Below are 14,138 nucleotides of genomic sequence, written 5' to 3' on the forward strand. Positions count from 1 at the left end.
GTGCGTCAGTCGCCGATCACGGCGGCGGACGCGCCCGCGGTCCACGCCCGGATCCGCCTGGTCAGCCTGCGACCGCGACGGACCACGGCCCGCGCGGGCACGCCGACCCCCCAGGCGACGCGGCCCGAGAGGGTGCGATCGTGGGTGCCGAGCATGCGGCGCCGTTCGAACGCCGCCCGGAGCGCGCCGCCGGCGAGGTCGTGCCTGCGTTCGATCGGCGGCAGCGGAGCGATCTCACGGGCCGCGACGAGCGACTCGAGCCGCGCCGCCCAGTCGTCCGCGTCGGCACCGTGGAAGTAGTTGTCGGCGAGCCAGTCCGGATCGGCGATCCGGAACCGCCCGTCGACGAGCGCCTCGGTGGACCCGAAGAGCCCGGCGCGCTCGAACACAGTGTTGATCATCGCGGGCGAGACGCCGAAGTCGTCGAGGAGCAGCACCGGGATGCCACGCGCGATCGCCTCGAGGGCGGCGGTCGAGCCGACGGTGACGAGCGCCGCGGCACGTGCGAGGTGGTCGGCCATCGGGCCGTCCTCGACGATCAGGTTCGGCGGCGGCCTGTCGAGGTCGGCCATGAGGCCGGCGTAGTCGTGTGCTTCGGCGTGGGTCTGCGCCTCGCCGCTGCGGGCACGGACCTTGACGACGACGCGCACCCCCGGGCGGCGGCGGGCGAGTTCGGCGAGCGCGACGAGGACCCTGAGCCGGTCCTCGCGCGACGCCGGCACCTTGGCCTGCGCCGCGAACACGATGTCGCCGTCGGCTCCACCGGGCGCGGGCCCGGCCGTGGCCGCGAGGAACGGCAGCGTCGCCAGCCCGAAGCGAGGATGGGTGCCGAGCGCCGCCGCGTTCGCGGCGAACTCGCGCACCTCGCGGTGGCTGTGCAGCACGATGAGGTCGCTCTGCTCCCGGTAGACCACCGCCTTCGGCACGGCGGGGATCGTCAGCCCGGGGAACCCGGTGAGGATCGCCGGCCGGTCGCGCCGGCGCAGCAGTCGCGGCGCGACGACCCGGACGAAGGGTCCGCGCAGGGCGAGCAGCACCGCGTGCGGGTCGAACGCGTCGAGCTCCCCGTCGAGCCCGCCGGGCCCGTCGAGTGCGACCACGCGAACCTCACCCGGGTCGATCCCCGTGCCGACCAGGGCGTGGCCGAGCTGCCGGGCGCTCGGTTGCACGGGCGAGGCGATCAGCACCACGCGCACGCGCCACGGCGCCGGCAGGGTCGCGGCGAGCGCCGCGCCCCATTTCACGTACGAGTCGGAGTCGCCCACGACGAGCAGGCGCCGGCCAGCGGCATCCGCTCGGTTCGCATGCGGCTCGGCCGCTGCGCTCACGCGAGCACCCGCCGGAGCTTGGCCCTCGGCGCCTCCTCGCCGGGGTAGACGCGCTTGACGCCGTCGCCGAGCGCATCGGTGATGATCCGGATGTCGCGCACGAGGTGGTCGAGCCCCTGCGGCTCGAGCGAGGCCGAGTGGTCGGAGCCCCACATGGTGCGGTCGAGCGTGATGTGCCGTTCGACGGCGACCGCGCCGAGCGCGACGGCGGCGAGCGAGATCTGCAGGCCGCGCTCGTGGCCGGAGTAGCCGACCGGTACGCCCGGGAAGCGCCGCTTGAGCGCGGGGACCATGAGCAGGTTCGCCTCGTCGGGCGGCATCGGGTAGCTCGACGTGGCGTGCAGGATCACGAGCCGCTCGGTGCCGAGCACGGTCACGGCGCGGTCGATCTCGTCCATGGTCGACATGCCGGTCGAGAGGATGACGGGCTTGCCGGTCTCGCGGACCGCCTCGAGGAGTTCCAGGTCGGTGACCGACGCCGAGGCGATCTTGTGGGCGACGGCGCCGTACGACTCGAGGTCGGCGACGGCCGGCGCGTCCCACGGCGACGCGAACCAGTCGAGCCCGTGCAGCGCCGCGTGCCGGGCGACCTCGGCGTACTCGTCGCGGCCGAACTCGACGCGGTGACGGTACTCGAGGTAGGTCATCGTGCCCCACGGCGTCTCGCGCGGGGTGAGCTTCATGTGCTCGGGCGTCGAGATGTCGGGCGTGCGCTTCTGGAACTTCACGGCCTGCACGCCGGCGCGCGCCGCGACCTCGATGAGGCGCTTGGCGATCTCGACGTCGCCGTTGTGGTTCAGGCCGATCTCGGCGATGACGTAGACGGGCTCGTAGTCGCCGATGGCGGCGTGGCCGATGCGCACGGACATGGTGGCTCGCTTTCGAAGGTGGTGGGTCAGGTCGTGACGGATGCCGCGGCGATCGCCCCGCGCTGCTCGCGCGTGGGGTGGGCGGGGTCGAGTTCGCGCGATTCGCCCTCGCGCGGCGCCCCGCCCGCTGCGGCGTTCGTCGCCGCTCGCGCGGCGAGCACGAGGTCGGCCAGTTCGCGCACGGCACCGTGCCCGCCGTGCCGTTCGAGCACGTGTCGCGCCCGCTCGAGCGCGTCGGGCGCCGCATCGGGCACCGCGATCGGCCAGCCCGCGAGGTCGAGGGCGGGGATGTCGCCCCGGTCGTTGCCGACGTACGCGACGCGATCGAGACGGATGCCGCGCGCCGCCGCCCACTCGCGCAGCGCCGCACCCTTGTCGTCGACGCCCTGCAGGCAGTCCACCCCGAGCTTCTCCGCGCGACGCGACACGACCGGGTTCGCCTCCGCGCTGAGGATGAGCACGGGCACGCCGGCGTCGCGCAGCCGCGCGATCCCGGCACCGTCGGCGCGACTGACGCGCACCGACTCCCGGCCGAGCTCGTCGACCGTGGCCGTGTCGTCGGTGTGCACGCCGTCGAAGTCGGTCGCGACCGCGTCGACGTCGATGAATGGATGCCGCGGGTCGGCGACCCAGGCCGCGCCGGAGCGTCGGGCGAGCATGGCGGCGACCGTTCCCGCCAGGCGTCGGTCGACGCGCGGGGCGAGCGCGCGGGCGCGCGCGAGGTCGGCCGCGTCGTCGATCTCGACGGCCGTGTCGGGGTGCACGCGCTGGATGCCGATGCGCCCGAAGAAGCGGTGCCTCGCGAGCAGGAACCCGTCGGTGCGCAGGGCGTAGAAGGCGCCCGTCTCGAGGTACTCGGGCTCGCGGTCCTGCCTGCGCGGACGGTCGGTCGGGTCGTGGTTGACCCCGGTCGCGCTCGCCCCGTCCGCGTCATCCGCTCGCTCACGCCAGAGGAAGCCGTGCGTCGGCGTCGCGGCGAACACGACGTCGCGCTCTCCCTGCTCGACGCGCAGGACCGCGGCGTCGAGGTCCGCGGGGTCGATGAACGGCGACGTCGCCTGGATGAAGACGGTAACGGCCGGCCCGCTGGCGGCATCGAACCCCGACTCCCCCAGCGCGTGCAGGACCGCGGATTCGCTCGAGGCCGTCGCCCCGGACAGTTCCGCCGGACGATCGACGATCTCCGCGCCGGCCCTGCGCGCGACCTCGGCGATCTCGGCATCGTCGGTCGTGACGACGACGCGGCCGATCCGCTCGGCGGCACGCGCGGCGTGCACCGCCCGTGCGACGAGCGGTGCGCCGCCGACCCGGGCCAGGTTCTTGCCCGGCAGGCCCTGCGACCCGCCCCTGGCCGGGATGATCGCGATCGCGACGGCCGCACGCGCGACCCGACCGCCGCCGAGCGCGACGCCCTCGCCCGGTGCGCGCGCGGCGCGTTCCCCGTGCGCGCCGGCGCCGTCCTGGGCGGGTCTCGTCGTCGCGTCGGCGGCGGTGGCCTCGGTGAGCTCGCTGCTGCTCATGTCGCGAACGTATTCGCGGCATCCGTCCGCACGGTGCACGCCGGGTGAACTCCCGGCGACGCTCGCGCGGCCGATGCCGCGCACTCCCTGTGGATGACGCGCCTCGGGTGCGCGCCCGGTCATCTACGTTTGAGCGCATGCCCGCGTCATCCGCCCCCACCAGCAGACCCGGGCGGATGCCGCAGCGCGCCGCCCTCGCCGCCCTCGCGTGCGCTCTGCTCATCGGCACGACCGCGTGCGCGGTCGCGGACGAGCCGGGTGGCGAACCGCGCAGCGCGCCGCCCGCCGAGACGGCCGACGGGTCGACCGCCGAGCCGACCGCCGAGCCGATCTTCGCGTCGGACGAGGAGGCGCTCGCGGCGGCGGTGGAAGCGTACGAGGCGTACAGCGCGGCATCCAATCGCGTGGCGAACGCCGGCGGAGAGGGTTCGGGCGGCATTGCCCGGCTGGTGAGCCCTGAATTCGACGAGGTAGTTCAAGAGGAATTCGCGGCGCTCCGAGATTCCGGGCTGAGGATGTCAGGTGACGCCATCCACTTCGCGCCAGTTCTGGACTCGCACGAGGAACGGAATCGTGTCGCGACCGTCACCGTCACGTTCTGTCGCGACGTCTCCGGAACACGCCTCCTTCGCCCCGACGGTTCGGATGCCACGCCGGCGGACCGCGATCTCATCCAGGCGACGAACGTCGTACTCACGTCCGTTGAACGCGACTCAGCCACGCTCATCGTCAGTAGCGCAAGGCGCGTGCAAGACGAGTCGAACTGCCAGTGAAGTCCGTCGCAACGGCACTCCTGATCGCCGCGTTGTCGATCGGCACCACGAATCCGGGTGACCAGGACACTGTGTTCGGCGGCACGCTGTCCGCGCACATCGGCGAGAGCACCGCTCAAATCATCGCGGAAGCCACCCGTCCGGGGACGAACACGAACCCCGCCGACGGCTTCACCCCCGACACCATCACCCACACCACCGAACCACCCCGACGCCCCACCGCACCCCCACGCGACATCTGCAACCCCGAGAACCCCACTCCCTGCCGATTCACCGGAGCAGAACCCGAACCCCCACCACCCGGCGAACCCGCCCTCACCCTCCAGGACATCGCCGCCTTCCACCCCGAACCCGGCCAGCACCGCGCCGAACCCGACGGCTGGGCCATCCTGAACCTCCCAGCCAACGCCCTCGCCCACACCACCACCCAGACCAGGCCAGGCACCCTCTTCGACCGACCCGTACACGTCCGCTTCCACCCCGTCGGCTACCACCGCACCTACTCCGACGGCACCACCCACACCACCACCGACCCCGGCACGACCTGGGAACACCTCGACCAACCCGAGTTCACCACCACCCCAACCAGCCACATCTACACCACCCCCGGCGAACACACCGCCCGACTCGACATCACCTACATCGCCGAATACCGCTACACCGGATCCACCTGGCGCTGGATCGACGGCACCCTCACCATCCCCGGAACCCCCACCCGCATCCTCGTCGGCGAACTCGACACCGTCCTCGTCACCGGCCCATGCACCACCCACCCAGGACCCGGCTGCTGAAGCCACCCACCCTCAGGGTCCCGAGACGCTCCGCACCTCGACCCGCGGACACGCGCCACCCCGCCGCTCAGGAGATCTGACCGACACCCCGAGCGAACCGATGCCGCAGAGCGGCGTGTCGCCGGAAACATCCTGAATCGCTCCCGACGACGGCCCCGACGGGCGGCCCGGCTGCTGAACCGACGGGACTGTCAGAGACGCTCAGCGACCGTGCAGCTTGATCTCCGCGGCCTTCACGACGTTCGCGAGCAGCATCGCCCGCGTCATCGGGCCCACGCCGCCCGGGTTCGGGGAGAGGTGCCCGGCGACCTCGGCGACGGCCGGGTCCACGTCGCCCGTGAGCCTGCCCTTGCCCGTCTCCTCGTCGGCGACGCGCGTGATGCCCACGTCGAGCACGGCGGCGCCGGGCTTGATCCACTCGGGCTTGACCATGTGCGGCACGCCGACGGCGGCGACCACGATGTCGGCGCGACGCACCTCCTCGGCGACGTCGACCGTGCGCGAGTGCGTGAGCGTGACGGTCGCGTCGAGGCCCTTCCGCGTGAACAGCAGGCCGAGCGGCCGGCCGACGGTGAGTCCGCGGCCGATGACCGCGACGTGCTTGCCGCGGATCGGCACCTGGTAGCGCTGCAGCATCTCGACGATGCCCGCGGGGGTGCACGGCAGCGGCGAGGAGAGCTCGCCCTCGATGCCCAGCACGAGTCGACCGAGGTTGGTGGGGTGCAGCCCGTCGGCGTCCTTGTCGGGGTCGATGAGCTCGAGCATGGCGTTCTCGTCGTGCCCGGTGGGCAGGGGCAGCTGCACGATGTACCCGGTGACCTCGCGAGCCGTGTTCAGGTCGCGGATCGCGGCGCGCACATCGGCGGTGGTCGCCGAGGCGGGCAGGTCGACGCGGATCGACTCGATGCCGACCTCGGCGCAGTCGCGGTGCTTGCCGGCGACGTACGAGCGCGACGCGGGGTCGTCTCCGACGAGCAGCGTGCCGAGGCCCGGCACGACGCCGTTCGCGCGCAGGTCGGTGATGCGCGACGCGAGTTCCGACTTGACGGCCGCCGCGGTGGCGACGCCGTCGAGGGTGATGGCGGTCATCCTTGCATCCTTCGAATCCTTGTCATTCAGGATGAACCGGCCGACACGCCGGTACCGGATGTCTCCGGACCGGCGTGTCGCGCCGATCGTCCTGAATCGCGCGAACGGGGGTGGGTGGCGGGGGCGTGATGGGGTGGGAGTGCGGGCAGCTACTGCTGCAGGCCGGGGTAGAGCGGGAACGCGGCGGTGAGGGCTTCGACGCGCGAGCGGAGCGCCGCGACATCCGGGTTCGCCTGCAGCGCGAGCGCGATGACGTCGGCCACCTCGGTGAACTCGGCGTCGCCGAAGCCGCGCGTCGCGAGCGCGGGCGTGCCGATGCGCAGGCCCGAGGTGACCATCGGCGGGCGCGGGTCGAACGGCACCGCGTTGCGGTTCACGGTGATGCCGACCTCGTGCAGGCGGTCTTCTGCCTGCTGGCCGTCGAGCTCGGAGGTGCGGAGGTCGGCGAGCACGAGGTGCACGTCGGTGCCGCCCGTGAGCACGTCGACGCCGGCCGCGCGCGAGTCGTCGGCGACGAGGCGCGACGCCAGGATGCGCGCACCGCTCAGCGTGCGCTCCTGGCGGTCGCGGAACTCCTCGGAGGCGGCGATCTTGAACGCGGTCGCCTTCGCGGCGATCACGTGCATGAGCGGGCCGCCCTGCTGGCCGGGGAACACGTTCGAGTTGAGCTTCTTGGCCAGCTCCATGTCGCGCGAGAGGATGAAGCCCGAGCGCGGGCCGCCGATCGTCTTGTGCACGGTCGAGGAGACGACGTCGGCGTGCGGCACGGGGTTCGGGTGCAGGCCCGCGGCGACGAGGCCGGCGAAGTGCGCCATGTCGACCCAGAGCTTCGCGCCGACCTCGTCGGCGATCTCGCGGAAGGCGGCGAAGTCGAGCTGGCGCGGGTAGGCCGACCAGCCGGCGATGATGACCTGCGGCTTGTGCTCGAGCGCCTTGTCGCGGACCACGTTCATGTCGACCTGGAAGGTCTCGGGGTCGACGCCGTAGGCGACGGCGTTGTAGAGCTTGCCGGAGAAGTTCAGCCGCATGCCGTGCGTGAGGTGGCCGCCGTGGGCGAGCTCGAGGCCGAGGATCGTGTCGCCGGGCGTGGCGATCGCCGAGAGCACGGCCGCGTTCGCGGTCGCGCCCGAGTGGGGCTGCACGTTGGCGTACTCGGCGCCGAACAGGCTCTTCGCGCGAGCGATGGCGAGGTTCTCGGCGACGTCGACGAACTCGCAGCCGCCGTAGTAGCGGCGGCCCGGGTAGCCCTCGGCGTACTTGTTCGTGAGCACCGAACCCTGCGACTGCAGGACCGAGACGGGCACGAAGTTCTCGCTCGCGATCATCTCGAGCGTCGCGCGCTGCCGGTTCAGCTCCTGCTCGAGGACCTCGGCGATCTCGGGATCGACCTCGGCGAGGGGCTGGTTGAAGACGGACTCGGCCAAGACTGGCTCCTTCTGGACACGGAACATTGGATTTGGGGTGCAGCCTGACGCGACAACGCCGAAGCCGGCGGGCGACCCAGGCGTGCGGTCGATCCGTGCCAGTCGCTCCCCGATGGTGACCATCTCAACGCCAGTCGCGACCCGGCCAGCATAGCAACGGATGCCGCGGCGCCCGCGTGGCGCGACCTGCCGCGGGAGCCCACCGCGCGTCGGCCCGAACGGCCGGGCATGGGAGGATTGACCTCGCGAGTTTGTTCAGAGTCCTTCCAAATTCCCGGACGAGGAGCCACCGAGCCCATGCACCGTCGCATCGTCGCGATCCTCTGCGTCGCCGCCGTCACCCTTCCGCTCGCGGGCTGCGCGCCCGGCGCCGAGTCACCGCCGGGAGGCGCCCGCGCCGTCACCCCCGCACCGGCCGCACTCACGTGGGCCGACGCCGGCCCCTACGAGCTCACTGAGGGCACCCGCATCATCGTCGACGGCGACGCGGGCACCGCTCCCGACCTGCTCGCCGACCTGCTGCGCGAGGCCACGGGCCACCCCGTCCCGGTCGTCGACGCGAGCACCGACGGCACGGTCGCTGCTGCCGACGCCGACGACATCGCGATCACCGTCGACCCCGAGGCATCCGCCCCGGTGCCCGAGCCGGCCCCCGCGGCCGGGACGGGCCGCGACGAGGCCTACGCGCTCGAGACCGGCGCCGACGGCGTCGAGCTCACCGCACGGTCGGCGGCCGGCGCCTTCCTCGGCACCCAGTCCCTTCGCCAGTTGCTGCCCGCGGCGATCGAACGCCCCGGCGCGGACGCGCCCGACGGCGGATGGACCGTGCCCGCCGCGTCCGTCGCCGATCGACCGCGATTCGCGTACCGCGGTGCGATGCTCGACGTCGCCCGCCACTTCTTCCCCGTCGAGGGCGTCGAGCGCTACCTCGACGCCCTCGCCCTGCTGAAGGTCAACGTGCTCCACCTGCACCTCACCGACGACCAGGGCTGGCGCATCGCGATCGACGGATGGCCCGAGCTCACCGGCATCGGGGCGTCGACCTCGGTCGGCGGCGACGGCGGCGGGTCGTACAGCGCCGAGGACTACCGCCGGATCGTGGCGTACGCCGCTGCGCGGCACATCACGATCGTGCCCGAGATCGACCTGCCCGGGCACACCAACGCGGCACTCAGCGCGTACCCCGAGCTCAACCCCGGCGGCGTCGCGCCGCCCCCGTACGAGGGGTTCGAGGTCGGGTTCTCCTCCCTCAGCGCGGCGCCCGAGGAGGCCGAGGCGACGAACCGGTTCCTCGCCGACGTCCTCACGCAGGTCGCCGCGCTGACACCCGGCCCCTGGCTGCACGTCGGCGGCGACGAGTCGCATGCGACGAGCGAGGAGGACTACCTCGACCTCGTCGGCCGGATCACCGCCACCGCGGCCGCGACGGGCAAGACGGTCATGGGATGGCACGAGCTCGGCGCCTCGGGCGACCTGCCCGAGGGAACGATCGGCCAGTACTGGAACTTCGTCGAACCCGAGGCCGAACCCGAGGAACTCGCGCACTCGATCGTCGACCAGGGCGGGAGGCTCGTGCTCTCGCCCGCCGACGTGGCCTACCTCGACATGAAGTACGTCGACGACCCGCCATCGCCTCAGGGCCGACGCGTCGGCCTCGAGTGGGCGAAGGGCGCCACGACGCTCGACGAGGCCTACTCGTGGGAGCCGACCGAGATCCTCCCCGGAGTCGACGAGGCGGCGATCCTCGGCATCGAGGCGCCGCTCTGGACCGAGACCCTGCGGGACATCGACGAGGTCGAGTTCATGGCGTTCCCCCGCATCGTCGCGATCGCCGAGATCGCCTGGTCTCCGCGGCCCGCCGGCGGCGAACGCGATCACGACGGGTTCTTCGATCGCGTCGCGCTGCTCGGGCAGCGCTGGGACGAGACCGGCACCGCCTACCACCCGGTGGGCGGGGTGCCATGGGTCGGATGAGGGGCTTCTCGCGGCCGACGCGACGACCGGCCGACGGACGGTCTTGGATGCGCGCGCCGCGTATCGTTGGCCGGGTGACCGAAGCCACCACCGTCATCCATTCGGCCCGCCTCGTCTCGGGAGCCGACACCGTCTCGGACGCCTGGGTCCGCTTCGAGGGCGACCGCATCGCCGCACGCGGCCTCGGCGAATCCTGGCGTGAGACGCCCGGACTCGAACGCGGCGACGACGTCGAGGTGACGGATGCCGCCGGCCGCTGGCTCGCCCCCGGATTCATCGACATCCACTGCCACGGCGCGGGCGGCGGCGCCTTCGACGCCGGCGACGACGCCATCGCACGCGGCCTCGCGGTGCATCGCGCCCACGGCACGACCCGCACCGTCCTCTCGCTCGTCACGGCCCCCGTCGACGCGCTCGCCGAGCGCGTCGCCACCATCGCGCGGATCGCGTCAGCCGACCCGCTGGTCCTCGGAGCCCACCTCGAGGGACCCTTCCTCGACCACGAGTTCCGGGGCGCGCACGACCCGGGGCTGCTCCGCCAGGCCGACCGCGCCGCGGTCGACCGCCTCCTCGACGCCGCCGACGGCACGCTGCGCCAGATCACGATCGCACCCGAGCACGATGGCGCCGCCGACGCGATCGCACGCTTCATCGACGCCGGGGTCGCCGTCGCCGTCGGGCACACGGGCGCCGACTACGAGACCGCCCTTCGGGCATTCGACGCCGGAGCGAGCATCCTCACCCACGCGTTCAACGGGATGCGCGGCATCCACCACCGCGCGCCCGGCCCCGTGGTGGCCGCAATGCACGCCGATCACGTGACGCTCGAGATCGTGAACGACGGCGTGCACGTGCATCCGGACGTGGTGAGGCTCGCCTTCTCGGGCGCACCGGGGCGCGTCGCGCTCGTCACCGACGCGATGGCCGCCGCCGGCGCCTCCGACGGCGACTACATCCTCGGCGCGCTCACCGTCCATGTGCGCGACGGCGTCGCCCGACTGGCCGACACCGGATCCATTGCCGGGTCGACCCTCACCCAGGACCGCGCGCTGCGCCGTGCCGTGCTCGACAGCGGCATCCCGCTCCACGCCGCGATCGAGGCGCTCACCGTGACCCCGGCAGCGGCGATCGGTCGTGCGAGCGACCTCGGCCGGCTTGAGCCCGGCTACGCGGCCGACGCGGTCCTGCTGGACGACGACCTCGCGGTGACGGCGGTCTGGGGGGCGGGCACCCGCCTCGCATGACCCCCACGGGCGGGCGGGAGACCTGTTCCCCTTCGTCTGCCCGCCCTGCCCGTTCCATCGGTCCGCGACGACCCCCGCGCGAACCGGCTCGGCCGCTCGCGATCCGGGCCGCCGGGGCGCCCACTCGACCCCCTTCGTCGATCACGGTCGCCCACCTGAGAGATGCGGACCCGGGCGGATCATGACGCGACTTCCGCGTCGGATTTCCTCGAACTGGGCGAGGGACCCTCGACCGGGTTGAATGGTCTCGACCCATCCCCCACCGCGCCACCTCTCCCCGAAGGCGCGCGAACCGGCGCCCGAGAGCGCACAGTGAGGAGCACGACGTGGGATCCCCACCCACCCGCCCAGCGGACTCCGACCTGCTCGCCGCGACCCGACGGGGCGACCGCGAGGCCTACGCCGAGCTGTGGCGGCGGCACGAGGCATCCGCTCGCACGGTCGCGCGATCGCACTCGAGCTTCGACGCCGACGACCTCGTCGCCGAGGCGTTCACCCGCGTCTACGAGGCGATCCGGGCGGGCAACGGCCCGACCGCGGCGTTCCGGCCCTACCTGTTCACGACGCTCCGCAACACCGCGGCGGCCTGGGGCCGCGCGGGTCGGGAGCACCCGCTCGACACGCTCGACGAACTGGCCGATCCCGCCACGGACGACGCGGCCCGGCTGATGGCACTCGACCGATCCGACACCGCGGCGGCCTTCCGCGCGCTTCCGGCCCGCTGGCAGGAGGTGCTCTGGTACGCGGAGGTCGAGCGCATGACGCCCGCGCAGTTCGCTCCGCTGCTCGGCATGTCCTCGAACGCGGCAGCAGCGCTCGCCTACCGGGCGCGCGAAGGGCTGCGCCAGGAGTGGCTCCGCGCGCACCTCGCACAGTCCCCGCGCGACCGCGAATGCGGCTGGGCGCTCGACCGCCTTCCCGCCTTCCAGCGCGGGCGGCTGCGCAGGCGCGACACCGCCAGGCTCGAGTCGCACCTCGACGGCTGCGACGACTGCACGGCGGCCGCCCTCGAGGTCCGCGAGGTCGGCTCGCGGCTCGCAGTCGTGCTGCTGCCGTTGGCAGCCGGAACCGCGGCCGCGACCGCCTACTCGGCGTCGCTGGAGGTGGGCGCGCCGGTTGCGCTGGCCGCGGGCGCCGGGGCGGGCGCCGGAGCCGGGTCGGGCGCCGGGGCGGGTGCCGGAGCCGGGTCGGGTTCCGCGACCTCCCTGGCCGGTGCCGGCACGAGCAGCGCCGCCGCCTCGCCGGCCGTCCTCGTCGGCGCCGGCGTCGGCGGCGCACTGCTCGTCGCGGCGACGGCGGCTGCGCTCCTGCTGCCGGGGCTGACGGCGACGGCCCCGGAGTCCCGGCCCGCGGTCGCCGCCGAACGGGCGGCTCCCGCACCGGCCACCGAATCCGAGACCCTCGCCTCGGCCCGACCCGATCCGTCGCCCGAGCAGGTCCCGATCGGCGAGGGTTCCCCGCGCCACGAGGCCCCCTCCGCGCCCGCCGAGCCCGCTCCCGCTCCCGCGCCCGCGCCCGCGCCCGAACCGACGCCCGAACCCGAGCCCGAACCGACGCCGGAACCGACGCCGGAACCCGAACCCGAGCCCGAGCCGGAACCCGAGCCCGAGCCCGAGCCGGAGCCCGAACCCGCCGACGCCCCAGCGCTGGTCGTGGCGGCGCACGGCTCGCGCCTCACCCTCACCCTCACCGGGATCCCCGGTGCGGAGGTCGAACTGCTCGCCGACGGCGTCCCGTTCCTCACGGTCACGCTCGACGCGTCGGGCACCCGCGTCGTCGAGCTGCACGCGCCCGGAAACCACCGGTGGACCGCCGGGGCACGCTACGCCTGACGCGCGGCACCGCACGACGCCGCGCCCCTACGCCCGCGCGACCGCACCCGCCCGTCCGCGCGCCGCGCGCGCGGAGGCGACCACCACGACCGCGGCGACGACCAGCAGCGCCGCATACGCGACCGGCACCGACGCAGCGCCGAACGCGCCGAAGAGCAGGCCGCCCACGAGCGCGCCGCCGCCGATGCCGATGTTGAACGCGGTCGTGTAGAGCGCGCTCGCGGCATCCCGGCGATCGGGCGGCGCGGCCTGCAGCAGCCGGGTCTGCAGCAGCGGCGGGATCGCCCCGAACGCGAAGCCCCACACCGTGTAGGCGATGATGCCCGGCCAGAGCCCGGGCTCGGCCGCGATGGCGACGAGGGCGATGGCGAGCACCGTGATCGCCACGACGAGCGCGCGCACGCTGTCGCGCGCGATCGCGCTGCCGGCGACGATGAGACCGGCGGCGCCCGCGAGCCCTGAGGCGAACAGCAGCGGCGCGACCGCGGCCGGCGACGCACCGACGACGTCGGTGAGCAGCGGGGCGACGTAGGTGAGCGCCGCGTACTGGCCGATCATCACGATCGCGGTCACCAGGCAGACGGCGAGGACGCCGCGCATCGACGCGCGATCCGGAGGCGCGGCCGTACGAGCGGATGCCTCCGCGGCATCCGCTTCGCTCGCACCGGCCGGGACCGTGCGTGCCGGACCGTCGGCGGGCAGGACGGCGCGGACCACCGCCGCACCGGCCAGGGTCGCGATCGCGACGACGCCGAACGCCCACCGCCAGCCGACCGCCTGGCCGAGCGCCGTCGAGAGCGGCACGCCGGCGATGAGCGCGATGGTGCCGCCGCCGAGCACGACCGACACGGCCCTGCCGAGGTGCTCGGGGCCGACCAGCCGCGCGGGGTAGGCGCCCACGAGCGCCCAGAACAGGCCGTGCGCGATGCCGCCCACCACGCGGATCGCGACGAGGCTGCCGTAGTCGGGCGCGACCGCGGACGCCGCGGTCGAGAGGGCGAGCACGACGAGCACGACGGTGATGAGCGTGCGACGCGGTACGCGGCGGAGCAGTGCGGTCAGGGGGCTCGAGGTCACGACCACGGCGAACGCGAACACCGAGACGAGCAGCCCGACGAGCGGGGCGCCGACGCCGAGGTCGCGGCTCATCTCGGGCAGCAGCCCGGTCGGGAGCATCTCGATCGTGATGGAGAGGAACACGGCCGAGGCGAGGGCGACGAGCGCCCGCCACGGCACGGCGGTGGTCGCGCGGGAGCGCGACGAGGCAGGAATCGGCATGAGGAAGGTCATCCGA

At 73.7% G+C, this 14,138-nt stretch carries 11 protein-coding genes and 1 riboswitch; of the genes, 5 read left to right on the forward strand and 6 right to left on the reverse strand.

Annotated elements, in window-relative coordinates:
• Window positions 1–5 precede the first annotated feature (5 nt).
• Genes DSM26151_RS11145 through DSM26151_RS11155 form a run of 3 tightly spaced genes read right to left on the reverse strand, consistent with a single transcriptional unit; the run spans window position 6 to window position 3,717 of the window.
• Window positions 6–1,328 carry a DUF6716 putative glycosyltransferase gene (locus DSM26151_RS11145; RefSeq protein WP_234659614.1) on the reverse strand — a complete coding sequence of 441 codons (1,323 nt, stop codon included), beginning with the start codon at window positions 1,326–1,328 and terminating at the stop codon, window positions 6–8.
• Window positions 1,325–2,197 carry an N-acetylneuraminate synthase family protein gene (locus DSM26151_RS11150; protein WP_234659615.1) on the reverse strand — a complete coding sequence of 291 codons (873 nt, stop codon included), beginning with the start codon at window positions 2,195–2,197 and terminating at the stop codon, window positions 1,325–1,327. The genes DSM26151_RS11145 and DSM26151_RS11150 overlap by 4 nt, the downstream gene beginning before the upstream one ends.
• Before the next feature lie 26 nt (window positions 2,198–2,223).
• Entirely contained in the window at window positions 2,224–3,717 is a 1,494-nt protein-coding gene (locus DSM26151_RS11155) for an acylneuraminate cytidylyltransferase (protein WP_234659616.1), read from the reverse strand.
• Window positions 3,718–3,824: 107 nt separating this feature from the next.
• Here DSM26151_RS11155 and DSM26151_RS11160 point away from each other — a divergent pair, with 107 nt between their 5' ends.
• Both DSM26151_RS11160 and DSM26151_RS11165 read left to right on the forward strand, forming a co-directional pair.
• Window positions 3,825–4,490, forward strand: a complete 666-nt coding sequence (locus DSM26151_RS11160) for a hypothetical protein (RefSeq protein ID WP_234659617.1) — start codon at window positions 3,825–3,827, stop codon at window positions 4,488–4,490.
• Window positions 4,487–5,281, forward strand: coding sequence for a hypothetical protein (locus DSM26151_RS11165; RefSeq protein WP_234659618.1), 795 nt, complete (start codon window positions 4,487–4,489; stop codon window positions 5,279–5,281). The genes DSM26151_RS11160 and DSM26151_RS11165 overlap by 4 nt, the downstream gene beginning before the upstream one ends.
• Before the next feature lie 201 nt (window positions 5,282–5,482).
• On the opposite strand, the gene DSM26151_RS11170 is transcribed toward DSM26151_RS11165, so the two are convergent.
• Window positions 5,483–6,370, reverse strand: coding sequence for a bifunctional methylenetetrahydrofolate dehydrogenase/methenyltetrahydrofolate cyclohydrolase (locus DSM26151_RS11170; protein ID WP_234659619.1), 888 nt, complete (start codon window positions 6,368–6,370; stop codon window positions 5,483–5,485).
• Window positions 6,371–6,519: 149 nt separating this feature from the next.
• Window positions 6,520–7,794: a serine hydroxymethyltransferase gene (gene glyA / locus DSM26151_RS11175; RefSeq protein WP_234659620.1), complete on the reverse strand. Its 1,275-nt coding sequence runs from the start codon at window positions 7,792–7,794 to the stop codon at window positions 6,520–6,522.
• 67 nt (window positions 7,795–7,861) lie between these two features.
• Window positions 7,862–7,942, reverse strand: a riboswitch (ZMP/ZTP riboswitch).
• Between the two features lie 149 nt (window positions 7,943–8,091).
• On the opposite strand from glyA, the gene DSM26151_RS11180 reads away from it, so the two are divergent.
• From DSM26151_RS11180 to DSM26151_RS11190, 3 genes are all read left to right on the forward strand, one after another.
• On the forward strand, window positions 8,092–9,768 hold the full coding sequence (locus tag DSM26151_RS11180) for a family 20 glycosylhydrolase (protein ID WP_234659621.1): 1,677 nt from the start codon (window positions 8,092–8,094) through the stop codon (window positions 9,766–9,768).
• A gap of 74 nt (window positions 9,769–9,842) precedes the next feature.
• Window positions 9,843–11,012: an N-acetylglucosamine-6-phosphate deacetylase gene (gene nagA / locus DSM26151_RS11185; RefSeq protein ID WP_234659622.1), complete on the forward strand. Its 1,170-nt coding sequence runs from the start codon at window positions 9,843–9,845 to the stop codon at window positions 11,010–11,012.
• Between the two features lie 326 nt (window positions 11,013–11,338).
• A complete protein-coding gene (locus DSM26151_RS11190; RefSeq protein WP_234659623.1) occupies window positions 11,339–12,844 on the forward strand; it encodes a sigma-70 family RNA polymerase sigma factor in 1,506 nt (501 codons plus the stop codon).
• 27 nt (window positions 12,845–12,871) lie between these two features.
• Here the strand turns inward: DSM26151_RS11190 and DSM26151_RS11195 are convergent, their stop codons facing one another.
• The gene (locus DSM26151_RS11195; RefSeq protein WP_234659624.1) at window positions 12,872–14,122 is read right to left on the reverse strand and encodes an MFS transporter; all 1,251 of its coding nucleotides are present in this window, start codon (window positions 14,120–14,122) and stop codon (window positions 12,872–12,874) included.
• Window positions 14,123–14,138 lie beyond the last annotated feature (16 nt).

Source organism: Agromyces marinus, assembly GCF_021442325.1.
GTDB classification, from domain to species: Bacteria; Actinomycetota; Actinomycetes; order Actinomycetales; family Microbacteriaceae; genus Agromyces; species Agromyces marinus.

Excerpts from the sequence above, each read along its gene's own strand:
- DSM26151_RS11195 (WP_234659624.1), bottom strand. The coding sequence starts at position 14,122 with ATGCCGATTCCTGCCTCGTCGCGCTCCCGCGCGACCACCGCCGTGCCG.
- DSM26151_RS11170 (WP_234659619.1), bottom strand. The coding sequence starts at position 6,370 with ATGACCGCCATCACCCTCGACGGCGTCGCCACCGCGGCGGCCGTCAAG.
- DSM26151_RS11150 (WP_234659615.1), bottom strand. The coding sequence starts at position 2,197 with ATGTCCGTGCGCATCGGCCACGCCGCCATCGGCGACTACGAGCCCGTC.
- DSM26151_RS11155 (WP_234659616.1), bottom strand. The coding sequence starts at position 3,717 with ATGAGCAGCAGCGAGCTCACCGAGGCCACCGCCGCCGACGCGACGACG.
- DSM26151_RS11180 (WP_234659621.1), top strand. The coding sequence starts at position 8,092 with ATGCACCGTCGCATCGTCGCGATCCTCTGCGTCGCCGCCGTCACCCTT.